This window comes from Nocardioides sp. J9 (assembly GCF_007829375.1).
Lineage (GTDB): Bacteria > Actinomycetota > Actinomycetes > Propionibacteriales > Nocardioidaceae > Nocardioides.
The window spans coordinates 53601-79197 of sequence record NZ_VLJQ01000051.1; the positions used below are offsets into that span (position 1 = coordinate 53601).

Annotated in this window: 18 protein-coding genes; 5 read left to right on the top strand and 13 right to left on the bottom strand. The window is 65.2% G+C overall.

Going from position 1 to position 25597, the window contains the following annotated elements:
- Positions 1-231: 231 nt before the first annotated feature.
- The 7 genes from L615_RS04455 to L615_RS04485 form a co-directional block, all read right to left on the bottom strand.
- Positions 232-1008: an SDR family oxidoreductase gene (locus tag L615_RS04455; protein WP_145724264.1), complete on the bottom strand. Its 777-nt coding sequence runs from the start codon at positions 1006-1008 to the stop codon at positions 232-234.
- 752 nt (positions 1009-1760) lie between these two features.
- Positions 1761-2531 carry an amino acid ABC transporter ATP-binding protein gene (locus tag L615_RS04460; protein WP_145724265.1) on the bottom strand — a complete coding sequence of 257 codons (771 nt, stop codon included), beginning with the start codon at positions 2529-2531 and terminating at the stop codon, positions 1761-1763.
- Between the two features lie 2 nt (positions 2532-2533).
- Complete coding sequence (locus tag L615_RS04465; RefSeq protein ID WP_186449729.1) at positions 2534-3409, bottom strand: amino acid ABC transporter permease; 876 nt, start codon at positions 3407-3409, stop codon at positions 2534-2536.
- A gap of 16 nt (positions 3410-3425) precedes the next feature.
- Entirely contained in the window at positions 3426-4238 is an 813-nt protein-coding gene (locus tag L615_RS04470) for an ABC transporter substrate-binding protein (protein ID WP_186449730.1), read from the bottom strand.
- A gap of 821 nt (positions 4239-5059) precedes the next feature.
- The gene (locus L615_RS24690; RefSeq protein WP_145724268.1) at positions 5060-5527 is read right to left on the bottom strand and encodes a thioesterase family protein; all 468 of its coding nucleotides are present in this window, start codon (positions 5525-5527) and stop codon (positions 5060-5062) included.
- Positions 5524-6474, bottom strand: a complete 951-nt coding sequence (locus L615_RS04480) for a 3-hydroxyacyl-CoA dehydrogenase NAD-binding domain-containing protein (RefSeq protein ID WP_145724269.1) — start codon at positions 6472-6474, stop codon at positions 5524-5526. Before L615_RS04480 ends, L615_RS24690 begins: the two co-directional genes overlap by 4 nt.
- A complete protein-coding gene (locus L615_RS04485; protein ID WP_145724270.1) occupies positions 6471-7358 on the bottom strand; it encodes a 3-keto-5-aminohexanoate cleavage protein in 888 nt (295 codons plus the stop codon). Before L615_RS04485 ends, L615_RS04480 begins: the two co-directional genes overlap by 4 nt.
- Before the next feature lie 497 nt (positions 7359-7855).
- Here L615_RS04485 and L615_RS04490 point away from each other — a divergent pair, with 497 nt between their 5' ends.
- A complete protein-coding gene (locus L615_RS04490) occupies positions 7856-9193 on the top strand; it encodes a M20/M25/M40 family metallo-hydrolase (RefSeq protein WP_145724271.1) in 1338 nt (445 codons plus the stop codon).
- Between the two features lie 358 nt (positions 9194-9551).
- Here L615_RS04490 and L615_RS04495 read toward each other — a convergent pair whose 3' ends face one another.
- Together L615_RS04495 and L615_RS04500 are read right to left on the bottom strand one after the other, a co-directional pair.
- On the bottom strand, positions 9552-10814 hold the full coding sequence (locus L615_RS04495) for a M24 family metallopeptidase (RefSeq protein WP_145724272.1): 1263 nt from the start codon (positions 10812-10814) through the stop codon (positions 9552-9554).
- A gap of 361 nt (positions 10815-11175) precedes the next feature.
- On the bottom strand, positions 11176-12552 hold the full coding sequence (locus L615_RS04500; protein WP_145724273.1) for an aspartate aminotransferase family protein: 1377 nt from the start codon (positions 12550-12552) through the stop codon (positions 11176-11178).
- A 179-nt stretch (positions 12553-12731) separates the two neighbouring features.
- Here L615_RS04500 and L615_RS04505 point away from each other — a divergent pair, with 179 nt between their 5' ends.
- From L615_RS04505 to mobF, 4 genes are all read left to right on the top strand, one after another.
- Positions 12732-13964 (top strand): Glu/Leu/Phe/Val dehydrogenase, encoded by a 1233-nt coding sequence (locus L615_RS04505; RefSeq protein ID WP_222430442.1) that lies wholly within the window; start codon positions 12732-12734, stop codon positions 13962-13964.
- Entirely contained in the window at positions 13961-14785 is an 825-nt protein-coding gene (locus tag L615_RS04510) for an enoyl-CoA hydratase (protein ID WP_145724275.1), read from the top strand. Before L615_RS04505 ends, L615_RS04510 begins: the two co-directional genes overlap by 4 nt.
- 445 nt (positions 14786-15230) lie before the next feature.
- Complete coding sequence (locus L615_RS04520; RefSeq protein WP_145724276.1) at positions 15231-16160, top strand: LysR family transcriptional regulator; 930 nt, start codon at positions 15231-15233, stop codon at positions 16158-16160.
- A gap of 792 nt (positions 16161-16952) precedes the next feature.
- The gene (mobF, locus tag L615_RS04525; RefSeq protein WP_145724277.1) at positions 16953-22859 is read left to right on the top strand and encodes a MobF family relaxase; all 5907 of its coding nucleotides are present in this window, start codon (positions 16953-16955) and stop codon (positions 22857-22859) included.
- Between the two features lie 296 nt (positions 22860-23155).
- Here mobF and L615_RS04530 read toward each other — a convergent pair whose 3' ends face one another.
- From L615_RS04530 to L615_RS04545, 4 genes are all read right to left on the bottom strand, one after another.
- A complete protein-coding gene (locus tag L615_RS04530; protein WP_261376554.1) occupies positions 23156-23536 on the bottom strand; it encodes a type II toxin-antitoxin system PemK/MazF family toxin in 381 nt (126 codons plus the stop codon).
- Positions 23537-23780: 244 nt separating this feature from the next.
- Positions 23781-24257: a M48 family metalloprotease gene (locus L615_RS04535; protein WP_186449731.1), complete on the bottom strand. Its 477-nt coding sequence runs from the start codon at positions 24255-24257 to the stop codon at positions 23781-23783.
- Between the two features lie 203 nt (positions 24258-24460).
- A complete protein-coding gene (locus L615_RS04540) occupies positions 24461-25081 on the bottom strand; it encodes a hypothetical protein (protein WP_145724280.1) in 621 nt (206 codons plus the stop codon).
- Positions 25082-25104: 23 nt separating this feature from the next.
- Positions 25105-25597, bottom strand: a 493-nt coding sequence (locus tag L615_RS04545) for a hypothetical protein (protein WP_222430443.1), incomplete at its 5' end; no start/stop codon positions are given.

Here is a 25597-nt window from a genome sequence, read left to right on the forward strand (position 1 = left end):
AGATCGCGCAAGAAGACGCGACACATGCCGTGGCCAGGGAGTTCGGCCGCCTCGATGCCTTCGCTCGGAGGTGACACTGACGTTCGAGCCGGGTCGCTCTCGGTGGCTCGGCAGCTGGACGTCGATCGCGTCCAGCTGCCGACGACCGATTCTCTGGCGCGGAACTGCCGCGCTCGTGCCCGGGTCACCCGGCGCGGTCCTAGGGTGTGCGTAACGTCGGCCTGCTAGCTTTCAGTACTCCGTTGCAATTGTGTGGCCGTCGACCGCAATCGACTGCCCAGAGATTATGCGAGCCTGGGGGCTGCAGAGGTACGCAATGACGCTGGCGACCTCGTCGACACTCACCCACCTCTGCATTGAGTTCTGATTGCGCACTGCCGCCGAAATTTCCTCGACGGAAATCCCCCGCGACTGAGCGTTCATCGCGAAAACGCGTTCCATCCGAGGGGAATCGACATTGCCCGGACAAATCGCGTTGACGTTGATGTTGTGTTTACCGAGCTCACGTGCCAAGACCTCAGTCAAGCCAATGACTCCGTACTTGGCCGTGCTATACGGAGAGCGCCACGCGAACGGAAACAGCCCGGCAACCGACGACAGGTTGATCACCGTACCCCCTCCCGCTTCCTTCAAGAGGGGAACCGCCGACCGCGCGCAGTAGAAGGCGCCGTCGAGATTGACGCCAATCGTAGCGCGCCACTCATCGTCGCTTACCGACTCGACAGGCCTCGCCGGACCGGACGTCCCTGCGTTGTTAACAAGTACGTCGAGGCCGCCTAGACGACGCTGCACCTCCTGGAACATATAGTCAACTGACTCAGAGTTGGAGACGTCGGCCCGGATGGCCATGACGCCAGTCCCGGGGTCGATTCTTGCGATCGCTTCCGCATCGATGTCGCAGACAAGTACCTGCGCACCCTCGGCTACAAACTGCCGCGCAATCGCCCATCCGATGCCGGACGCACCGGCGGTGATCAGGACTCGCTTCTCACTCAGTCCAAGATCCATTCGATCTACCTCTCTTATAGGGCTTTTTCTCTGACTAATGCAGGGCCGTGCCTTGAACACCCGGTGGCGCAGCAGGTTGAATCCCCGACTTGGCGGCCCAACCCGGAACTGTCAGCTTCTCCGACCGCTTCGAAATGCCGGGGTCCGGTCATTAGGGGAAGCGCTAACCAGCACTAGGGCTCGCCGCATTCCACTCGCGGGTCACCGCGGGCCGGCCGCTGGACGTCGGCGCGGCTCAATCACTAACCTGGCGCAATCGGGACACATCATCCCTTGAGCGTCTTGGAACCTCAGATTCCAGAATGTCTCCCAAGTCAACGCCGATCGGCCACACATAGTAGTGATCGTGCCGAGTGCCTTTGCGTGCACTTCTGAATTGGGACGAGGAGAATCGTCGACGCTCGTCCGCGGCGGAGTACTAAACGCTGCCGTCGCAAAGATCTTTTGAGGCCTAGGCACCGAAACCTTCTACTCCTTAGAGATTGCCCCTTGCTCTGTCTTCTCTCGACTGCTTCTTGGGTCGCGCATCGAACCCACTGAGCGGCTAACAACCCCACGGCGCCGGAGCCGTGACCGGCGCGGCCCAGCATCGCGTCTGTTGCCCAGGGTGAAAGCCCAAGCCGGTCGCCCTCCGGGGACGCCCAGCAAACGCCGACCGCCGAGCGCCTACTCGATCGCGAACTGGTTCCTTAAGCACCTCACTGCCGCGCAAGGCACAACGGGTCGTGACGACGTTTCACCGTTAACACCGATCAGAGAACCTTTGACAGAAACGAACGCGTCCGTTCGTGCTCCGGAGCTTGCAGGACGCTTGACGGGGGGCCGGACTCAACGATGACGCCCCCATCCATGAAGACAACGGTGTCCGCAACTTCACGAGCGAAGCCGATCTCATGCGTGACGACGACCATCGTCAGTCCCGACTTTGCCATCTCACGCATCACATCGAGTACCTCGCCGACGAGTTCCGGATCAAGGGCTGAGGTGGGCTCGTCGAACAGCATCAACGCAGGCTCCATACAGAGTGCGCGGGCAATGGCTACTCGCTGCTGTTGCCCTCCCGACAACTGACCAGGATACGCATCGAGCTTTTCCTCGAGACCCATTCGGGAAATCAGAGCGACGGCACGCTCAATCGCGACCTTTCGACGCTCCTTCTTCGCCCGAATCGGCCCCTCGATCACATTCTCCAAGATCGTCATGTGGGGGAACAGATTGAATTGCTGAAATACCATCCCGATAGATTGCCTCTGGCGACAGATTGCGCGCTCTGGCAGCTCGTGGAGACGGCCGTGCTTCAGTTGATAACCCATTGGCTCGCCGTTCACTAGCAACTCGCCAGCGTCGACGCGCTCAAGATGATTCATGCATCGAAGCAAAGTCGACTTGCCGGATCCCGAGGGGCCGAGGATACAAACTACTTCCCCAGGCGACACTGTCAGGTCAATCCCACGCAGGACATGGAGCGACCCGTAGTACTTCTCCACTCCACGCGCCTCAATGATGCTCCTAGCGAGGGCCACGTCTATCCTCTCGTCGCTGTCTTCGTCTTAACCTTCGAGGCAGCGAAGCCTCGTCCAAATCGTCGCTCGAGGAAGTACTGCCCGATCATCAGCAATGTGGTTAGTGCGATGTACCAAATCGAGGCGACAAACAGCAGTTCCATCACTTTGAGATTCGTCTGATACACCCGGGTTGCGGAGCTCAGAAGTTCGGAATAGGAAACGATGTATGCGAGCGATGTGAACTTGAGCATTCCGATAGCCTCATTGCCAGTGGGAGGAATGATGACTCGGAGTGCCTGCGGTAGAACCACTCTCCGCATCGTCATGGCGCCTGTCATTCCAACCGCTTGGGCTGCCTCACGCTGGCCGTTGCCCACCGAGATGAGACCCCCACGCACGATCTCCGACATGTAGGCGCCCTCGGCAATTCCGAGCCCGAGGACCGCAGCAACCCATGGCGTGATGAACTCGTTCGTCTGGACTGAGAACACCCCCGGGATTGAGATCGTCTGGAAGATGATGCCCAGGTTGAACCAAATCAGCAGTTGGACGAGGACGGGGACGGCACGGAACAACCATCTGTAAAGCCCCGCCACTGTACGAAGAAACAGGTTCGACGACTGGCCCATAATCGCAAAAACCGTGCCGAGCGCCACCCCGACGGCCATGCATACCACCGTGAGCTTGATCGTATTGACCACGCCGGTGACGATCAGTGGGTCGAAGATGTATTCAGGGATCAGCCCGTAATCAATGTCAGCTTTTGCGAAGGCGGACACAAGGAGGGCGATAACCGCAATCAGGACGGCCAGCGAGACCCATTGTCCATACTTGCGGGTCGGAACGATCTTCGACGCATCACTTCGCGCATAGCCGCCGGAGGGCGTTGAGTTCATGTTACGCAGACCTACTTCAATTTGGGGTCGGGTCAACTTCGCTGGTGTCGATGGCGAGCTCGTCCATCTGCCACTTGGCGAGTACATCCGCATACGTGCCGGACTCGATCGCGCCGTTAAAGCCCTCGGCGAGGGTCTCGCCAAGAGCGGGATCGTCTGGCGCGGCAACAAGTCCGAACAGGCCGGGCTCAATGTCGGGCAGCACCATCTCGAACGCGCCATCAGAGGTCTTGACGTAGTAGGACGCCCCGATGGCCGAGGCAAGAAGACCGTCGGCACGCTGCTGCCGAATTTGCAGAAGCCCGGACGTGTCGGACTCGAGCGAGAGAATTTCAAGCGGTGCGTCGCCGCTGCAGGTCTCTGCCGTATCCGTGAGGAAAGTCTCCTGGGAAGTCGCGGTCACCACGGCGATCGTGTGGCCGCAAAGATCGTCGACGTCGTCGATGCCCTCGGGGTTCCCAGTTGGCACCACCAGCGCCGATCCCCCCTCGAGGTAGGTCACCGGGTCATACAAGTCAACACGCTCCTGGGTCACGGCAGCTCCAGCCATCAACACATCGAAGCGCCCGGACTCAAGCCCCGGGTAGAGCGCAGCATAGGGAGCATCGACCCATCGAATCGGCACGCCAAGTTCGGCCGAAAGCACGCCAGTTAGATCCGGCTCGTAGCCGATTAGATTGCCCTTCTTGTCCTCGAACTCGTAGGGCGGGTATCCGACGGTTGTGCCCAGACGGATTTCACCCGCATCCCGAATCGCCGCGGGAAGTTTGTCGTACAGAGGTGCCTCCGGATTGAGGTCTCCTCGTAGGTACCCGCTCTCGCTCGACACCCCGATCGTTGCGGTTGGCGTGGACGGCGCCTCAGAGGCGTCCGTAGTCCCTGATCCCTGGCCGCACCCCGCCATCGCCACGACGCAGCTGGCGACGAGCGCGCCCAGCAGATGCCTATTCCTCGATTCATTCATGCTACGAGCTCTCCTTATTGGGTCGAAGCGATCCCGAGCTGCCTTTCCATACCGCATGCAGGTACGTCGGTCATGATACGTATGATCTTCATTCTGTGTCTAGGCCCACACTCGAAAGTTCCGTGCGCGGTCGGCCCCCGACCCGGCCAACCCGGAGCTGCGGGCCGCGATCGTTCGTTCCCGCAGGACGCTCTAGATGCCGCGCGAGCCCGATACCAGGCAGCTCAGCCGGGTCTGCTCGACAGGTTCCCTCCATGGGCTAACGACAATTCGATGCAGCAGCATGATGGCGAGCGCCAGTGCAAGCGGGGCTCGGCGCCTGCCTCTGGAGTGGTGACCGAAGACGCACATTGCGTAGGCCTTGGATGCTTCGCACCGACCGACGCGGTGCGTTTCAACGTGGCGCAAACGGCGAACGAACGACCCGAGCACTCCGTAACTCGTCCGGCAGCCGGCAAGTCGACTTCCTCTGACCCGAAATGCCGATGTGCGCGGCCCACGGGCAGTTCGCTCGTCCAAGCAACCGTCCGGAACGCTGCACGGGCGATCGAGGGAGTTCCTACGTTGACTACGAAGCGCCGCCGTCGAATGCGAGAATGACCGATGGTCGAAGGTGGCCAATCATCGATTCGGACGGGCCCTCGTCGCGTACCCACGGCGGGACCCGTCCGAAGTTTCACTCAGTCCTAACCCTGACTGGTCACGTCGTCACGCAACCGGATTGCGCGGCCAGCGTGGGTCGGAGGTTCAACCACATAGGTTCGCAAGCAGTCCGCGATGGCTGGCGGGAAGGGAGACGATGACGTACCCGTTACGTGGACACCCAAGACTTCCTCTGTGGCCCGCAGCGTGCCGTCGACCCAAAGCTCGTGCCAGATGTGAGCAGCTTTCGCTGTGCACCCGATGATCCACGATCGCACTTCCAGGTCGCTCCGAGTGCGTACCTCAGCGAGCAGTCGAACATGCAGTTCTACGGTGTAGAAGGAGGACCCGGAACCCGACCGGTACTCCTCACCCATCCCGACAGCATCCAGGATGGCGTCAGTCGCGTTACTCATCGCCAGGACGTAGTAGGGCTCGGAAAGGTGTCCGTTGTAGTCGACCCAAGCGTCGAGAACGGGCTCACGTCGGATGAACAGCGACGAGTCGCTCATCGACCCACCGCTCGACGCACCGCGATAATCCGCTTATCGCGTTCTTCGACTAGGTCGTCGATGCTGCGGCCTGCGGCCTCATCTTCGGCGCCTCGCACCAGAATGGCGCGCAGTTCGGCGCTGAGTTCGGGCGCCGCCATCCTTGTGTAGGGAGCCTGGAGCGTTGCAGCGAACGAATCTAGGTACTGCGCCATGCCACCCTGGCCACCCGCTAGGTGAATGGTCATCACCGGCCCGAAGATCGGCCAGCGGAGCCCAGGGCCGTCAGTGATCGCAAGATCAACTTGTTCGACGGTCGCCTCCCCCTCAGCCACCATGTGCAATGCCTCTCGCCAGATGGCCTCCTGCAGGCGATTGGCGACGAATCCGTAGACCTCGCGCTGCATTGTGATGACCGACTTGCCGACGTGTCGATAGAACTCGGATGCCCACGCCACGGCGTCCTCATCAGTGCGAGCGCCGCCAACGACCTCTACTAGCGGGATCAAGTAGACCGGGTTGAAGGGATGTCCGACCACCGTGCGCTCAGGTCGGGTGCACTCGGTCTGCATATCAGTCATCGGATACCCCGAGGTAGAGGATGAGATGACAACGTGATCCGGAGTGGCTGAATCAATGTCACTGAGTAGAGTGCGCTTCAGACTCAAGACTTCCGGAGCGCTCTCCTGAACGAAGTCAGCCTGCGCACAGGCCTCGTGGAGGTCGGGCTCGAAGAACAGGTTGTCCCGACTTGCACTGTCTGCCATTCCAAGTTCTCGCAGGGCGGGCCAAGCTGAGTCGACGAAGTGGCGAAGGCTTGCTTCCGCACGGTGGCCAGGGTCCCAAGCGACAACGCGGTAGCCACGAGCCAAGAAGTGCGCTACCCAACCGCCGCCAATGACGCCTGTGCCAACGCACGCGATTGTCCGAACCTCAGTCGGATCTACGCGCTTGTTCGCTGACTTCAAGACCGCGCCTTCAGCCGCAGAATCTCGCGGGCCTCGTCCGGCGTGGCCATCTTCGCGCCCATCCCTTCAATGACCACTCGTGCCTGCTCGACGAGCTGAGCATTCGTCGCCTTGACACCCCTACGCAGGTACAGGTTGTCTTCGAGGCCGACCCGCACGTGTCCACCCAGCAGGATCGATTGCGCGACCCACGGAATCTGCATGGCACCCAGGGCGAACGATGCCCAGACGGCCCCCTCCGGGAGCTGATTGACCATGGCAAGGAGTGTCAGCGCGTCGGCCGGGGAACCGTACGGCACGCCCATGCAGAGTTGAAACATAGCCGGCTCATCGATCAATCCTTCCTCGACAAGCTTCTTCGCGAAGACGAGGTGACCGGGCTCGAAGATCTCCATCTCGGGACGCACTCCCAGTTCCTGGATACGCTTCGCGCCCTCGCGAAGCATGTCGGGAGTGCTGATGTACACGTAACTACCGTCGCCGAAGTTGAGGCTGCCGGTGTCGAGCGTGCAAATGTCGGGAAGCAGTTCCTCAACATGCGCCAGTCGCTCGATCGCGTTGACCATGTCCGTACCGTCGACTGTCTCCGTGGGGTTCTGTGGGTCCAGATAGAGGTCGCCCCCCATGCCCCCAGTCGTGTTGATGATGACGTCCACGTCCGATGCTCGGATTCGCTCGACGACCTCGCGGTAGAGCTTTACGTCTCGGGAGCCCTTGCCGGTCTCAGGATCGCGAACGTGAACGTGAACGATCGCTGCACCTGCCCGAGCCGCCGAGATGCCTGCCTCTGCGATCTCCTCGGGCGTGACGGGTACAAGTTCGGAGCGGCTCACGCTGTCACCTGCTCCGGTGAGAGCGCAGGTGACGATCACATTCCGATTCATTCCAACTCCTTTTGGCACCTAGCTGGCAAGTTTGGGCGTTCCCGACGAACTGAAGGCGCCGGCAACAGTTCGTGACGTCTGGAAACATCATACATATACATGATTGTGGGTCAACGGGTATGTCGCGAAGTTTGCTCGCGCTTCCCGAGGCCCTGCACACTTCGTCGCAGCTCAGCGTCGTCGGGGGTGGGCTCTCGCTCGCCGTCCGGGCGAACGCACCCTGCATTGAGCCACGTCGACAAGAAGGCGTGACACCGAATCGCTGGCCTGGGCAGGACATCGCGTCGATGTGCTGCTGCGGATCTACGTCAACTGCGTCGAGGGAGATGACCCTATTGCCCTCGCCCGCATCGGCCTCGCCCTGCACAAACGCCGCTACGTGAGAGCGGACCAGAAATCATCGCATGTATGATGTTGTGCGCGACGTGCCCGTCGTGGACGCCCCAGCACGAGCCGCTGGTCGCGCCGCTAACCATGACTGCTGATAGGTGTGGACGATGACTGATGGTCGAGGGAACTACGAGCTCATCCAGCAGGATGAAGCGGTTCAATTCACATCCGACCTCATCAGACTCGACACCTCGAACTATGGGGCAGGCGAGGCAAACGAACGTCCGGCCGCGGAGTTCGTTGCGGAGAAACTGTCCGACGCCGGCATCGACGCCACGATCCTGGAAGCTGCGCCGGGCCGGTCCAACGTCATCGCACGCATCACTGGCACTGATTCCTCGCTCCCGGCGATGCTGGTGCACGGCCATCTCGATGTGGTGCCTGCGCAGGCGGAGAACTGGAGCGTTCACCCGTTCTCCGGCGAGGTGTCGGACGGTGTCGTTTGGGGACGAGGCGCCGTCGACATGAAGGACATGGACGCGATGGTCCTGGCTGTGGTGAGGGCATGGGCCCGCGAAGGCCGTCGGCCCGTCCGCGACATGGTGCTGGCGTTCACTGCGGACGAGGAAGACACCATGGATTTCGGTTCGACCTGGCTGGTCGACAAGCATCGCGATCTCTTTGCTGACTGCACGGAAGGCATCAGCGAGATCGGGGCTCACCGGGTGAACGTTGCCCCAGGGAAGCACATCTATCCGGTCGGTGCAGGCGAGCGTGGGCTGGGGTGGATCCGACTCGAGGCGCGGGGACGCGAGGGCCACGGTGCACTCCAGCACGGTGACAACGCCGTCGGTCGCCTGGCTGCGGCCGTGGCTCGCATCGATGCCTATGAATGGCCGCTGCGCATTTCGCCGACGGTGCGCGCCTCGATCGAAGCGCTCGCCGAGTTGATGGAAGCGGACATCGACCCGGACGATCCGGCCCTCAACCCTGAGATCCTCGAAGCAACTTTGGGGGCATCGGCCAGCATTGTGAGCAGTGGACTTCGCAACAGCGCGAATCCCACCATGCTGAGCGCCGGCTTTCAGACGAACATCATCCCGGGAGTCGCGGTTGGGTTTGTCGACGGTCGCTTCCTGCCGGGGCAGGAAGCTGAGTTCCAAGCGACGATGGACGAGCTCGTGGGCCCAGAGGTGAAGTGGGAGTTCACCGTGCATCAGCCGGCTCTCGAGGCTCCGGTCGAGGGGACGACGTTCGCCGCGATGCGCGATGCCTTGCTGGCTGAAGACAGCGAGGCGCTTGTCGTTCCCAACCTGATCGCTGGCGGAACGGACTCGAAGCAGTTCAGTCGTCTCGGAATCGCCAACTATGGTTTCGCTCCGCTGGGGCTACCTGATGGCTACGGCTTCGAGCAGATGTTCCATGGCATCGACGAGCGCGTACCAGTTGATGGCCTCCACTTTGGAGTTCGGGTGCTCGACAGGTTCCTGTCATCCGTTCGCTAGGAAGCATCCCTGCGGACGCAGCGACTGCCCCGGCTTGAACTGTGACCGGGGCAGTCGGTCGTCAAGCCGATGTGCTGGCCGCCTGCGCGCAGGCGTCGAACACCGAGGCGCTGGAGCCTGAACGAGTGCTCTCCTCGCGGTGGCCACGACCTGGACGCGGACCGGAGTCTACGGCGCCGATGTGTACCCTACGGTCGCCCGATCCAGGTCGTCGGGGCCGTCACTGTGGCTCAGTATCCAGTCCGCTCGGACCACCTCCAAGGTGGCGAAGCCCCGATTCTTAGCGACGAGCGCAACGACCCCGCCCGGCGTACTACTGGGCGGGGTCTTGTGCGCTGATCCGGGATTGGCGCCCGTACTACTTGACCGTGAGACCCCAAGGCACCGAGGCGAACCGCTCATGTCCCGTCTCGGTGACGACGAACGACTCCGAGAGCTCGTAACCCCAGCCGTCCATCCACATGCCGAGGATCATGTGGAACGTCATGTTGGGGACCAGGGCGGTCTTGTCCCCCGGCCGGAGGCTGATCGTGCGCTCGCCCCAGTCGGGAGGGTAGCCCACACCGATCGAGTAGCCGATGCGGGTTGCTTTGGTCAGTCCGTAGCGGGAGATTACGTCTCGCCAAGCGCGCTCGACGTCTTCGGCGAGTACGCCCGGACGAACAGCGGCCAACGCCGCCTCCATCCCTTCGCTGACGATGTCGGCCGTCGAGACGAGCCTTTCGGGCGGCTGGCCGAGGAAGATGGTACGCGCGAGTGGCGAGTGGTAGCGCTCGTAGCATGCCCCAAGTTCAAGCACGGTGGCCTCACCCTGCTTGAACGGCTTGTCCGACCAGGTCAGATGGGGAATGCCGGTGCCCGGCCCAGTGGGAATCATCGGAACGATCGCGGTGAAGTCTCCGCCGGCGTCGGGCAGTCCGCGGACGGCGGTGGCGTAGATCTCGGCGACGGCGTCGCACTGCCGCACGCCAGGCTCAATGAAGTCGAGTGCCGTCGTCATCACATTCGTCATGATCTTGCCGGCGGTTCGCATCTTGGCGATCTCAAGATCCGACTTGACGGAGCGAACCCAGTTCACGAGTTCCTGGGCGCTCACGATCGTGGCGCCGGGCAAGCCGTTTTCGAGTGACTTGTGCGCGCGGACCGTGTAGTACGCCGTGTCCATCTCGACAGCCACGGTGCCGCGACCGAGGTCCTTCTCCATCATGTCGGCTGCGATCCAGTCCATCGGATGGCAGTCGGGCTGATGGACATACCTCTCGGGAAAGGCCCGTACCTGACTCTCGCTGAGCCTTGTGGTCATGACCGCACCAGATGCATCGACCTCGCGCGTGTAGAACACAAGGTCACCGGCGGCGGGGATGATAAGTACCTGCGGTGTGTAGAAGGACCATGCGTTGTACCCGGTCAGGTAATTGATGTTGGCTGGATCGCCGACGACCAGTACATCGAAACCCGACTCGGCCATTGCCGTTCGGGTCTTTGCGAGCCGAGCGTCATACTCTGACGCATCGAAGTTCGGCTCAAACACGACATTCCCCTCCTTGAGTGCTTGGGCCTGCTGGGGCGCTGCCACGGCTCGGCCATAGACATGATCGGTTGACTGGGAAAGAACATACATCTGATTTATTCTCATCGATACTGCGGTCACGATCGTTCTCGCATGTATGAGGGGTGCGGTATGCCGGCGTCCTCGCTCGAAGCGTCCTGCTAGTGGGACAAGGACGTCGTCGAGCTCTCTGGCCATGGCCAGAGTTGCGCTTCTGCTTCGCCGCGAATCGTCTGGGACCGTCGAAGGATTGACCTCGCCGTCCGCTCGAGTGCGCAGGCGGTACTGCACCCGCCCAGATACGACACCTGCGCCCGAAGCAGCCGAAGGCGTTCGTGTGAAACAAACTGCGGGTGAGCCCTTTCCAGGTCGGCGAGGGTCCTCACCGCCCTCTCGATCCGCCGCTGAACGCAGCCGGGCAACGGGCCTGACGTCACGCGGTGCCGCACGCGCTCAGTGCTGAATCGAGGATCTGCAGACCTTCGCGAGCCTCGTCCTCGGTGACAGTGAGCGGCGGAACCGTGTGGATGCGGTTGAAGTTGACGAAGGGCAGGAGACCCCCAGACTGACATGCCTTCGCGATCGCGCCGACCTCCTTGCTTGTGCCGCCGTAGGGCGCAAGGGGCTCGCGCGTGGCGCGGTCCTTCACGAGTTCGATCGCCCAGAACACTCCTGTGCCTCGGACCTCGCCGATCACATCGTGCTTCTCGGCGAGCTCCCGCAGGCCCGGACGAAAAACCTCGTCGCCAAGACGAGCGACGTGTTCGATGATGTGATCATCCTCAAGCGTGCGGATGGTCGCGATGGCCGCAGCGCAGGCGAGCGGGTGCCCGGAGTAGGTAAGGCCGCCGGGGTAGCTGCGGTGTGCGAAGGTCTCGTAGATCTCGGGGCTGATCGCGACGCCACCGAGAGGTACGTATCCCGAGTTGACGCCCTTTGCGAACGTGATCAGGTCCGGCACGACGGGGGAACCATCCGAGGTCGTCGCCTGCTGAACCCCGAACCAAGTTCCGGTTCGACCAAAGCCAGTCATGACTTCATCGATGATCATCACGATGCCATTGCGATCGCACAGCTCCCGGACGCCGGCAAGGTAGCCAGGCGGAGGGACCATGATCCCTGCCGTCCCCGGGATCGCCTCGAGGATGATGGCGGCGATGGTGCTTGGGCCTTCGAGAGCAATCACCTGCTCCAGGTGTGCGAGCGCCCGCTCGCACTCTTCTTGCTCCGTGGTCGCGTTGAACATGCTTCGGTACAGGAAGGGTCCGAAGAAGTGGACAGTGCCCGCCGAGCCGTTGTCGTTCGGCCACCGCCGCGGATCACCGGTGACATTTACAGCCAAGTGGGTGCCACCGTGGTAGGAGCGGTAGGTCGAGAGCACCTTCGTCCTGCCAGTGTGCAGGCGGGCCATCCGAATCGCGTGTTCGTTTGCGTCGGCGCCGCCGTTGGTGAAGAAGACATAGTTCAAGTCGCCAGGGGTGTGCGATGCGATCAGTCTCGCGGCCTCCGAACGCGTTCCATTCGCATACGGGGGCGCGACCGTGCACAGCGTCGCGGCCTGCTCCTGGATTGCGGCTACAACGCGTGGATGCTGATGTCCCAGGTTCGTGTAGACCAGCTGCGAGGTGAAGTCCAGCATTCGGTGCCCGGCGCTGTTCCACACGTACGAGCCCTCGGCCTTGGAAATGACCATCGGATTCAGCTCGGCCTGCGCAGACCAAGAGTGGAAGACGTGCGCGCGGTCAAGCTCGTAAGCGCGGTCTGCGTCGTGGGTGTTGGCGAGATCCGAGTACTGCTGGCTACTGGTCACCCCTAGATCGTGCTGGTCACATTCGATTGATGCAGCGGACAGTACGTCGGCTCTGGCGGCAGGGTTCGACACAGTGTCGGGTCATCGCCCGTCCCCCTTCCATCACCCTCTTCGACATGACCGCAGTTCATGCTGATCGATCAGTCGGCGCTCAGGAAGCTCCCGCGAGCAGCGGACCCTTGGTCGATGCGCTTGCGCAACTTCGGCGGGCGGTGGAAATTCTCGGCTACGACGACGCGACATTCGCAATGCTTGCTGCCGCGCGACGCGAACTCACAGTTTCGATCCCCCTACGCAGGGATGACGGAACGGTCGAGGTCCTTACCGGCCACCGAGTGCAACACAACCTCTCACGCGGGCCAGCGAAGGGCGGCCTGCGGTTCAGTCCCGAAGTCAACCTCGACGAGGTCCGCGCGCTGGCCATGTGGATGACCTGGAAGTGTGCGTTGCTCGACGTCCCGTACGGGGGCGCGAAGGGCGGGGTCACGATCGACCCACGCCTCTACTCCCGCAGCGAGCTCGAGCGCGTCACGCGCCGCTACACCAGCGAGATCTCGCCTCTGATCGGTCCTCAGATCGACATCCCGGCACCAGACATCGGCACTGATGAGGCAACCATGGCGTGGGTCATGGACACCTACTCGGTGAGCCGCGGTCACACCGTCTTGGGCGTCGTGACCGGCAAGCCGCTGCCGCTGGGCGGATCACTCGGCCGACCAAGTGCGACGTCCCGCGGCGTGACCCATGTCGCACTCGCCGCGCTGGAGGAGGTCGAAGTGTCGCCGGCCGCGGCCACGGCTGCCGTTCAGGGCTTCGGAAAGGTCGGGCGGGGCGCGGCTGAGTTCTTGGCCAAAGCGGGAGTTCGGGTAGTGGCGGTCAGCGATCAGTACGGCGCGGTGACCCGACCTGACGGGCTCGACATCGAGGCTCTCGCGCTGCACGTCGATCGCACCGGCAGCGTGGTCGGCTTCGAGGGAAGCAAGGCGATGAACAGCCTGGAAGACCTGCTTCTCCTCGACGTCACGGTCCTCGTGCCCGCCGCTGTCGAAGGCGTTCTCCATGAGGGCAACGCGCACCACGTTCAAGCCCAGATCATCGTCGAAGGCGCCAACGGGCCAACCACAGCGACCGCCGATCGGACCCTCGCGGACCGAGGGACTGTCGTTGTCCCCGACATCCTGGCGAATGCGGGCGGCGTCGTCGTTTCCTACTTCGAGTGGGTGCAAGCGAACCAGGCTTACTGGTGGAGTGTCGACGAGGTCGAGCAACGGCTTGCAGACCGAATGAAGCAAGCCTGGCTTCGAGTGCGAGAACACGCTGCCCATCACCAACTCACTCTCCGTGAGGCTGCAACCTCCTTGGCAGTCAAGACGGTGGCCGAGGCTCACAGAGCACGTGGCCTCTACCCGTGAGGCCCGCCGACCCAGACCTCCTCATCGAAGTTGACGGGCCGGTACTTCGCGTCACCTTCAACCGACCGGACGTGCACAACGCGGCAACGGCACGGATGTACGACGGGATCGTCGCCGCGTGCGAGCGCGTCGACTCCAGCCCCGACATCCGATTGATGGTGCTTCGCGGGGCCGGCGGGAAGTCGTTCGTCGCTGGAACTGACATCAAGGATTTCACTGGTTTCGATGGTCCGCGCGGCGTCGAGTATGAGCGTCGAATCAACACGGTCCTAAGTCGACTCCTAGCCGTCCGGGTTCCCGTCATTGCCACCGTCGAGGGATTCTGTCTCGGCGGAGGACTACTGATCGCATCGTGCGCCGACATCAGGATCGCTGGACCGAACGCTCGGTTCGGTTTCTCCGTCGCCCGAACGCTGGGCAACACTCTGTCGGCCGCTAGCTACGCGCTGATCATCCGTCACTTCGGACACGCTCGGACGATGGACATGGCACTCACAGCGAGGTTGCTCGACGCTCGAGAAGCCGAAGAGTGCGGATACAGCCGTTCGACCTCGGACCCCGCCGCTGAAACGGAAGAACTCGTTCGAATCCTGCTGACCCACGCACCACTCACCCTCGCGGCAGCGAAAGAATTGACTCGACGCCTCCACGCCCAAGTCACCGCAGGCGTCGACGACAGCGACGTGGTCGAGCGGGTCTACGGTTCCAACGACTTTGCGAGCGGCGTCGCCGCGTTCCGTCGCGGTCGACGCGCGACGTGGGAGGGAGCCGGCCAACAGCTTCTCGGACCGGTGCCACGCGAGAGCGGGCGCGGTTTCTAACCTATGCAGCCCTTAGCCCCTGCGGCTCTGGACCCGCCGCGTCGCTGAACTCCGGGACCGACGTGCGATTCGCGGACCGTCGAGACTCTGAACGGCGCGCGCGTGTCACCGAGACGTACGAGTGAAGAGAGACCGCTGCCCAAACGACGTTGGCTGCAGCGCTCGGCCAGGCGCCGTAGGCCGCACTGGCGGCGCCCGCAAGCACGGCTGCACCGAAGTTCAATGCGGCGTACCGGAGCGAGTTGGCGCGCCAACGACCACTGGTCAGCAGAAGGTACGCGCAGAGGGAGCCGACGGTCCCGATCCAACCGGCCGTAGCGGTGACCATTCGACCTCCTCGTTCAAGTCCTGCAGAGGCCAGTCGGCCTCCGCTAGAAAGATGGTGGACCACCGGCGAAGTAAGGACAAGTTCACTTCTGAGCACACGGGATTTAGCATTGCTTACGTGCACATCGACGCCCGACGCCTCCGTTTCCTGCTTGCCGTCGCCCGCCACGGCGGAGTCCTAGCGGCGGCCGACGAACTCGGGGTCACTGCTTCTGCCGTGTCGCAGCAGATAGCGAAGCTTGAGCAAGAGACAGGACTTGCTCTGACGCAACGGATTCCGTCAGGAAGCGTGTTGACGACTGCAGGTCAGACGCTTGCTGAGGCGGCCGAAGACGTGGAGCACGCACTCGCGATCGCGAGAGCCCGACTCAACGAAGAAGACACGGACGTCAGCGGCGTTGTCCGACTTGGAGGTTTCCAGTCTTTCCTTACGACGGTGATCTCCCCTGCGTTGCCGGCCTGGAGGGAGCGCTATCCCTCGGTGAGCATCCAGACGATTGAGGCTGACGAGGTCGCCCTTTCCAAGCAGATGCGCGAAGGATCCTTGGATGCAATGGTGGTCGAACTAGACGCTGGCCAGAGCTATGTCAACCCGCGCGGTACGACCGATGTGCCGCTCTTGGATGAGCCTTGGAAGCTGATCATCCCTGCTGGCACTCTGCTGAACACTGACCCCCTCGCGATCGAACGGCTCCGGCTCCCATGGCTTGGAGTCGACCCTGCGGCAGCTATCAGTTCAGCCGTCCGGCGCGTCCGCGCCGCGCTCAGTAGTGACACATCAACCACGCACACGTACTTCACTTCGCAGAATGCTCTCGCTCTTGTGGCTGCKGGGGAAGGCATGACCCTCATGCCTGCTCTTGCCCTGCAGTCGCTCGCAACCGACGGCATCGAGGCTTTGGACCTTCCCGGACTCGGCATGCGTCGCATCGTTCTGCGCTACCTCACGCAGCGTCGGAATTCGCCCTCGCTCGACGCGCTGATCCAGCTCGTGCGCGAGACGGCGGCTGACTTCTCCTACAACAGGGCCGAGACGAGAACATCGTAAGTCCTGGAGCCGATCACATGACGCGAAAGTACGACGGCCGGCGGTGCGCGCTTGCTGCCTGCGGCACCTGGCCGGTGCCGGGAACCTGTAGCGATGGAGCAGTCCACTACCTCCTCTCGCGGGGCAATTCCGCTCACCTTGGCAACGTCGGCGTCGATCGCCCCGCCCCCGTGGAGGGCCTCGCCGTCTGCGACCGTGGCTTGCGCGTTCCCGGCACCTAACGTGTTCACCCGCGACCGAAGCGCCTAAGTACGGGACGACCAAGAACGCCCGTCCCCAGATTCGCGCCCGCCGCAACGCTCCGTGCGGCGTTGCGCCGGTGAAGCGCAGCTGGTCACCTTCATCGTCAGCGCACGTCACGGGATCGCCGAGGCACCGACCACCCCGCACTCTCGCCACCCTCGAGAACGCCGCGGCAGGCGCGCGGAGCACGGAGCGCCACAAGCCCCTGCGGCCACTCCGACCGTCACACGGCGACGCTTCTGGAGACTCAAAATCGTAGACGTGCGGCTCCTCCGCTTGCCGCGCCCTCCGGCCACGTTCCGTCCGCTGTCACGTAGGGCTTTCTCGCCCCCGAACGAATTACCGACAGTGCCATCCGAAGCCTCCAGCCCAGTTGACTCGGCTCCAGCGCCATCCGGCACCCGCCCTTGCGTCCCCCACCTACTGGGTGGACCTCTGAAGTGCCATACACCTCTTGCATTCTCGGTTCGCCGAATAGAAAGAACCGAGCAGAAATCCGGCCGAAAGTGATCGCCTGCCGCCCGCGTGCGCACGTAGGTGACCGTGACGATGAGCCTCCACAAGCTGACGGCAGGGTCGGGGTACGACTACCTGACCCGCCAGGTCGCAGCGATGGACGCCACCGACAAGGGCCACACCGGGCTGGCGAGCTACTACACCGAGAAGGGCGAGACCCCCGGCATGTGGGTCGGCTCGGGCATCGAGGGCATCGAGGGACTCGATGCCGGCGACGTCGTCACCGCCGACCACATGCAGAGCCTGTTCGGCTCCGGGCACCACCCGCTGGCCACCCAGCGGACCAAGGAGCTGGACCTGCGCATCGGCCGCGAGGAGGCCGGCCGGCCGACCGATGCGGACTACAAGACCGCAGTCCGGCTCGGCACGCCCTACAAGGTCTACGACAACGACATCAGCCCGTTCCGGATCGAGGTCGCCAAGCGCATCGCGGCCCTCAACGAGGCCGCCGGCCTGCCCGGTGACTGGCCGGTCCCCGCGGCCGACCGGGCCAAGATCCGCACCGAGGTGGCCGCGGAGTTCTTCCGTGCCGAGCACGGCCGCAAGCCGGCCGACGCCCGCGAGCTCGCCGCCACGATCGCCAAGCACTCCCGCCCGAAGACCAATGCGGTGGCCGGCTACGACCTGACCTTCTCCCCGGTCAAGAGCGTCTCGGTGCTGTGGGCGATCGCCGACCCGAAGACCGCCGCGGTGATCGAGCGGGCCCACCAGGCGGCGATCAACGACGCCCTGGACTTCATCGAGTCCAAGGCACTGTTCACCCGCCAGGGCACCAACGGCGTGCGCCAGGTCGACGTCCGCGGCCTGATCGCCACCGCGTTCACCCACCGCGACTCCCGCGCCGGCGACCCCGACCTGCACACCCACGTGGCCGTGGCGAACAAGGTCCAGACCCTCGACGGCAAGTGGCTGGCGATCGACGGGCGACCGCTGCACAAGGCGGTCGTCTCGGCCTCGGAGACCTACAACACCGCGCTCGAGCGGCACCTGGTCGACGCCCTCGGCGTCCGGTTCGCCGAGCGCCCGAACGAGGACGCCCGCAAGCGGCCGATCCGCGAGATCGTCGGCGTCGACCCCGAGCTCAACCGCCGCTTCTCCAAGCGCCGGCTCAACGTCGAGGACCGTCGCAAGGTCCTCGCGGCCGCGTTCCAGGCCACCCACGGCCGTCCCCCGACTCCGGTGGAGACGATCCAGCTGTCCCAGCAGGCGACGCTGGAGACCCGCGAGGCCAAGCACGAGCCGCGCTCGCTGGCCGAGCAGCGCGAGGCGTGGCACCGCGAGGCGGTCGAGGTGCTGGGCACCCCGCAGCGGGTCAAGCAGATGGTCCACGGGGCCCTCAACCCGAAGGGCGCGGCCCGCTCGCTGGCCGACTCAGCCTGGTTCGCCAAGACCACCGACCGCATCGTGGCGACGATGGAGGGCAGCCGGTCCACCTGGCAGTACTGGCACGTCTACGCCGAGGCCCAGCGGCAGGTCCGGGCGGCCAACGTGCCCACCAACCAGGTCTCCCAGGTCGTCGACCTGCTCGTCAGCGAGGTCCTCGACGACCACTCGGTGAGCATGGCTCGCCCCTGGGACACCATCAGCGAGCCGGCCGAGCTGCGCCGCGCCGACGGCTCCTCGGTCTACACCCAGGCCGGGGCCGACCTGTTCACCTCGAGCAAGGTGCTGGCCGCCGAGCAGCGCCTGGTCGACGCCGCCGGCTGCCACGACGGGTACGCCGTCGAGGCTGCGTCGGTCGACCTGGCCCTGCTGGAGTCGACCGCCAACGGCATCACCCTCAACGCCGGACAGGCCACCCTGGTCCGGGAGATGGCCACCTCCGGCGCCCGGCTCCAGCTGGCGATCGCCCCCGCCGGATCGGGTAAGACCACCGCGATGCGAGCCCTGGCCAGCGCCTGGGCTGACGGCGGCGGAACCATCATCGGCCTGGCCCCCTCAGCCGCGGCCGCGGACGCTCTGCGCTCCCAGATCGACACCCAGACCGACACCCTGGCCAAGCTCACCCACTCCCTCGAGCAGGCCCGCGAGACCGGCGCCGCGATGCCGGACTGGGTCGCCGGCATCGACTCCTCCACCCTCGTGGTCATCGACGAGGCCGGCATGGCCGACACCCTCTCGCTGGACGCGGCGGTCTCCTACATCCTCGAGCGCGGCGGCAGCGTCCGGCTGATCGGCGACGACCAGCAGCTCTCCGCGATCGGCGCCGGCGGCGTGCTGCGCGACATCCGCGCCACCCACGGCGCACTCCAACTGACCGAGCTCGTCCGCTTCACCGACCAGGCCGAGGGCGCAGCGTCGCTGGCGCTGCGCGAGGGCAAGAGCGAGGCGCTCGGCTTCTACCTCGACCGCGACCGGGTTCACGTCGGCGACCTGGCGACCATGACCGAGGAGGTCTTCGCCGCCTGGCAGGCCGACCGCGCCGCCGGCCTGGACTCGATCATGCTCGCCCCTACCCGCGACCTGGTCAGCGAGCTGAACCGGCAGGCCCGCGCCCACCGCCTGGAAGGGATCGTCCCGCCCGAGGTCGCCAGCAGTGGCCCGGTGCGGCGGCTCGCCGACGGTAACGAGGCGTCGATCGGGGAGCTGATCATCACCCGCGAGAACGACCGCCGACTGCGTACCTCGGCCACCGACTGGGTGAAGAACGGCGACCGCTGGACCGTCCTGGAGATCCACGACGGCGGCGACCTGACCGTCCAGCACACCCAGCACGGCCGCACCGTGCGACTGCCGAGTGACTACGTCGCCAAGGCCACCGAGCTCGGCTACGCGTGCACCGTGCACACCGCCCAGGGCGTCACCGCCGACACCATGCACGGCCTGGCAACCGGCACCGAGTCGCGCCAGCAGCTCTACACGATGATGACCCGCGGCGCGCACGCCAACCACGTCTACCTCGAGGTCGTCGGCGACGGCGACCCGCACTCGGTGATCCACCCGAGCCTGGTCCGGCCGCTCACCCCCACCGACATCCTCGAGTCGATGCTGGGCCGCGACGACGCCCAGCGGTCCGCGACCAGCCTGGTCCGCGAGCAGGCCGACCCGGCTACCCGGCTCGGCGAGGCCTCCCAGCGCTACCTCGACAGCCTCTACGTCGCCGCCGAGGACCTGCTGCGCCACGAGACCACGACCGGCATCGACGGCACCACGGTCAACGTGGTCGACGCGCTGGACACCGCCGTCGAGACACTGGCTCCCGGGTTGTCGGATGAGGCCGCCTGGCCCACCCTGCGCGCCCACCTGCTGCTGCTCGGCGCGGCCGGCGAGAACCCCGTCGAATCTCTCCGGGCCGCCGCCGGTGACCGGGAGCTGGAGAGCGCACGCGACCGGGCCGCGGTCCTTGACTGGCGCCTGGACGCCTCCGGGCTGCGCAACGCGGGCGCCGGCCCGCTGCCGTGGATGCCCGGGATCCCGGCACGTCTGGCCGAGGACCCGAACTGGGGCGCCTACCTCTCCCAGCGGGCGCACCTGGTCGAGCAGCTCGCCGGGAAGGTCGACACCCGCGCAGCCGAGCAGTCCTCCCTGCCGGTGTGGGCGCAGAACGGCATCCGCCCCGAGGTCGCAACGGTGGCCGACGTCGCGGTCTGGCGCGCAGCCATGCAGGTCCCCGTCGACGACCGGCGACCGACCGGCGCGCCGCAGCTGCAGAAGGCATCGGCGACGTGGCAGCGGCGCCTCAACCGGGCCGTCACCGGTGACCACACGCCGGCGCTCAAGGAATGGCGTCAGCTGCTCTACTCCCTGGCCCCGCAGGTCCGCGACGACGAGTTCACCCCGCTCCTGGCCGAGCGGCTGGCCGCGATGTCGCGTGCCGGCGTCACGGCCCACGAGCTGCTGCGCACCGCTGCCGCGCCCGAGCACCCGGCCGGCCCGCTGCCCGACGAGCACGCCGCGGCCGCGCTGTGGTGGCGCATGGCCCGGCACCTCACGCCGGCGGTCGCCGCACAGATCGGTGACGGATCCCACGGCGAGAGCGTCACCACCGACTGGGCGCCGCGGCTCGCGGACCTGTTCGGTCCCGAGCGGGCCGCGAGCATCCAGGCCAGCACCTGGTGGCCGGCGCTGGTCTCCAACGTCGACCACGGCCTGCAACGTGGCTGGCAGGTCGAGGCCCTGCTGGGCGCGGGCCGGGCGCTGCCGAGCGACGGCTGGGAGGGTGTCGACGAGTGCCAGGCGCTGGTCTGGCGGACCTCGATCGCGCTGGAGACCGCTCCCGACGAGCACGCGCACGAGTACCAGTTCGAGGAGCCGCCCGCAGATCTGTGGGAGGGCATCGAGCCCGATCCGGCGATGTTCGTCGACCAGTCCGACGAGATCCCGTGGCCGCTTGCTGAGGACCCCGGCCCGGACCTCGAGCCCTCCGTCGACGTGGTCGACGAGCACCAGGTCGACGCGCTCGAGGAGGACCTGGTCGACGTCGACGAAGACCAGTACATCGAGAGCGACCTGACGCTGGCCGCCTACATCCGCGACCTCGGCGGCACCCCGCTCGAGCCCACCGACGCCGATATCCGGCTCATGTACCAGCGCGCCGACGAGTGGCACTCCTCCCCCGTCACGCGTGAGCGCATGGTCGAGATCAACGAGCTGACGCAGGCCTTCTTCGAGGACCGGTTCACCGACTCGTGGGGCCGCGACTACCTCACCGGCCGGTTCGGCGTCGACCTCGCCGGCGACGAGCGGTTCCGCCCCGGTCAGGCTCCGGCCGGGTGGACCAACCTGGTCGACCACCTCCGCGGCCGAGGCGTCAGGGACGCCGAGATGCTCGCCACCGGCGTCGCCACCGAGGCCCGCACGGGCCGCCTCATCGACCGGTTCCGCGACCGCGTGATGTTCCCGGTGATCCACGAGGGCGAGGTGCTCGGCTTCGTCGGCCGCCGACGCCCCGACCTCACCGACGACGACAAGGCCGGACCGAAGTACCTCAACACCGCCGACACCCCGCTGTTCCACAAGGGCGCACAGCTGTTCGGCGTGGTCGACGAGCTGCTCGCCGAGGGTGCGGTCCCGGTGATTGTCGAGGGCCCGATGGACGCGGTCGCCGTCATGATCGCCAGCGCCGGCCTCTACCTCGGCGTGGCCCCGCTCGGCACGTCCCTGACCGATGAGCAGGCCGCCCAACTGGCCGCCGTCGGCCGCGACCCGATCGTGGCCACCGATGCCGACTTGGCGGGCCAGGTCGCGGCCGAGCGCGACTTCTGGATGCTCACCGCGCACGGCATGGACCCCGGCTACGCCCGGTTCCCCGACGGACTCGACCCCGCCGACCTGCTCGCTCAGCGCGGCCCAGCCGCGCTCACCGCTGCGGTGGCCAGCGGCCAGCCCGCATTCCGGTCCCTGGGCGACCAGCTCCTCACCGAGCGGCTCGACAACCTCGGCGCCGAGCAGGCACGGGCGGCCGCCATGCGGGTCATCTCGGCCCGTCCCAGCCGGGCTTGGGAGACGGGCGTCAACCAGGTGCGGGCGCGGCTGCAGCTCTCCCAGCTGCAGGCCGGCCGGGACCTGCGGGACGCGGTCAAGACGTGGGACGCCGACCCGCGAAAGGCTGCGCTGGCCGAGCTGCACAAGAGCAGCGAGGTCCGTGCCCGACTCACGGCTGCGGCCGAGAAGACGCCCGCCGAGCGGTGGGCGCCGCTGGCCCGCGAGCTCGACCCGCGCCTGCTTGAGCAGGGCGACTGGCCGGCCACCGCAGCGATGCTGCAGCAGGCCGACGAGCACGGCCACGACGTCGGTGCCGCGACCCGCGCGATCGTCGCCGAGAAGCCCCTGGGCGACAGCCCCGCACGCGACCTGCGCTACCGGATCGTCTCCCGTCTGAAGATCCCGATCGACACCGGCGAGGGCACCCCGGCGCCGACCACGTCGCAGGGAGCAGCGCGCGACCGGCAGGACGTCAACCGCCCGCGGCCGCCACGGCGCGGCACTCCGCGACGCTGACTGGCCGGACTGTCCGGCCTCGGTCCGTAGCCTGTGGGCGCCCACTCCCCTGCCAATCAGGGTGCCATGTCTGCCACGAAGCGACCCCGGCGTGCGACGCGCGCTCAGGTGCGGCAGTTCCTTGCCGCCGCCGCGACGACGCAGGTCCCCCGCCGGACGAGCTGGTCAACGCGTACCTAGTACTCCAGCCGTAGATCGTGATCTCGATGGTGAGGGGCGCCGAGGACAGAGGTGGCCTGTGTCGATCATTCGGACGAGACCGACCACGCCATTGGGGGCGTCTGTTCCTTCTCCGCCTACCCGAGTCCACCGAGACGGAGGCTGTCCCTTATCTCGCTGAGCTTCGCGGTCGTGGCCGCGGTCGGCTCCTTCGCCTGTCCACCAAGACGGAGGGCATCTTCGATCTCGCTGAGTTTCGCGGAGGACAGAGCGCCTGCTCGCTCGATCAGGTCGTCCCGGGACACGGTGGTCAGCCACGTGCAAGGGGTAAAGCCCGGGCGCGGGAACGCGAACCGAAGCACGCCTTCGAAGGGCAGTCCTTCCATGGCGCCTACTGCCACTTCGACGCCCAGACCGGTGATGTCGACACCCGCCGGAGCGACGACCTGCATCACCTGGATCCCGGACGGGTCGTCTCCCGACAGCAGCACGACCAGCCGCCGCTCGTCGAACTCCACCCACCAGACTTCGCCACGTTGCACATGTCCTCCTGACACAGGACGGCAGGCCGATGCCTGCGCGACCCCGACGCACTGTGGAGAGGGGTGCGCCACCGTTGATCATCGGTGTGTGAAGACAAACGATCATGCGGTGGCCGCAGGTCACAGCGTAGGCCCTGCCCGCTGCGCGTGAGGGAGTGCTGTCCTACACCCCCGAGCCGCGGCCTCTGGCCGTGGCCGGTGGTGCCGGCGGCGTCGAGGGCTAGTCGGCCGCCTGGTCGACCAGGTGGCGGCGCATGGCGGCGAGTCGTGCCTGCGGCTCAGGGTGGGTGGCGAACCAGCGTCGCTCGAGCCGCGCCCACGCTCGGCCGAGACCACCATCAGGCAGCGGTCGGGCGACGTTGTCCTCGTAGCACCGCATCAACTCGGCGGCCGCGTCCAGGTCACGCGTCAGGTCGATGGCGAACAGATCGGCGGCGATCTCCTCCCGCCGGTCGAAGGCGACGCGCAAACCCAGGAACGCGACGGCGGCAGTCATCGTGGCCAGCATCGCCGGGCCGGCCAGTTGCGGCGCAGCCGCGAGCGCCGTGATGGTGAGACCGCCGCCGGCGAGCACGAGCGCCAGGTAGCCAAGCAGCCACGCATAGCGCGCCGCGGCCGAGGTCCGATCACGTCGGATGACGTGGGCGAGCTCTTTTCTGCACCAAAGCGAACCGGCTGGCTCATCGCGGCCTATCACGTCACTCAGGTGTGCCGGGCGGCCCCGAACGTGCTAACCCGCACTGGATGGTTGGATCTCGCATCGAGATCCTATCTCGGGCTGGGCGTCTCTTGTCCGACCGATCGCAGCGTGCGTCCTGCTGCAAATTCCGCACGCGGGGGTCCATCCGCACTACGCCTAATAACTCCCATCTCGCATGTCGACGCAGCAGTTCCCAGACACTATTGAATCGAGGCGGCAAGATCCTTAATCGTCTTGATCTCTGGCCAGCCGTCGTCGCCGGGGGCGTACACGTTCGCCAACCCGGCGTCGGTCTCGATGAACAGACCCTGAGGTGCCGGTTCAAGGATGGGCTGGCCAGGATCGCCTTCTATGAACTGAACATCGGACGTGTATCCGAAGATCGCGACGTTATGGCCAACGGGAAGTCCTGCGCGGAAGGGTTCGACCCCGACGTTCTTTGCGCGGCGTACCACGAAGTACGTCAACTCGGCCGGCTCGCCTTTGGGTTCCTTCCAAACCTCTAGAGGTCGGACTCCTACAACAACTCCGCCTTGGCCGTCGAACTCGTTTCTGATCATCGCGAGCTCTACGGAGACCACCTCACCCATGATCGCGACGTCAGCGTCAGAAAGCATGTCCTTCGGTGTTTCGAACGGCTCGTACCGAGCCGAGGACGTGTCGCGTAGATGCGCGACCAGAGCAGCAGAAGGACCTGCGCGTTCCGAGTCCGCCACCGGCGAGTTCGCCTGTGAAGTGGCTTGAGTCTTCTCGTTCGAGCATGCCCCTACCCCGAAGAGCACGGCAATACTCAGCGTCGCGGCGAACCATCGCTTTGCCATGTCAACCGTCCCTTCTCGTTAGATCAGAACCACGGGTTGATGTGGTCATCGATGTGGTGAGCGCTATAGCGACGCCACTTGAGCGCGTTTGGTGGATTGGAGGTTGACACGTTCTCCATGCAGTCGTCCTGGGTCGAACCGTGCGACAGGCCTGCGGTGTGCCCGAACTCATGGCACGTTGTTATGGTCTGATCGATCTCGTCGTCCACCCCTTGATTGACCGTTGCCAAGTCGACGCGGACGTAATTCTGGTCGCACTGATTTGTCGGAGGGTCGCTTTCGTAGTCGTCGCAGTCGGTCCACGCGAGTGCCCCAGATGCGATATTCCCCTGAGTCCACACCACATCCGTCTCGCCCGCGCCCGTCAACTGGCAGGKCGAACTGGAATTGACGTTAACCTGCGTGGGATCAAGTGCGTTCCATGCTGCGGCGTCGATGTTCTCCTCGAGGTCAGCAGACACGGAACTCCCCAGACAATACGAGTGCGGATCCTCATCGGGGTGCGCACCAGTGTTG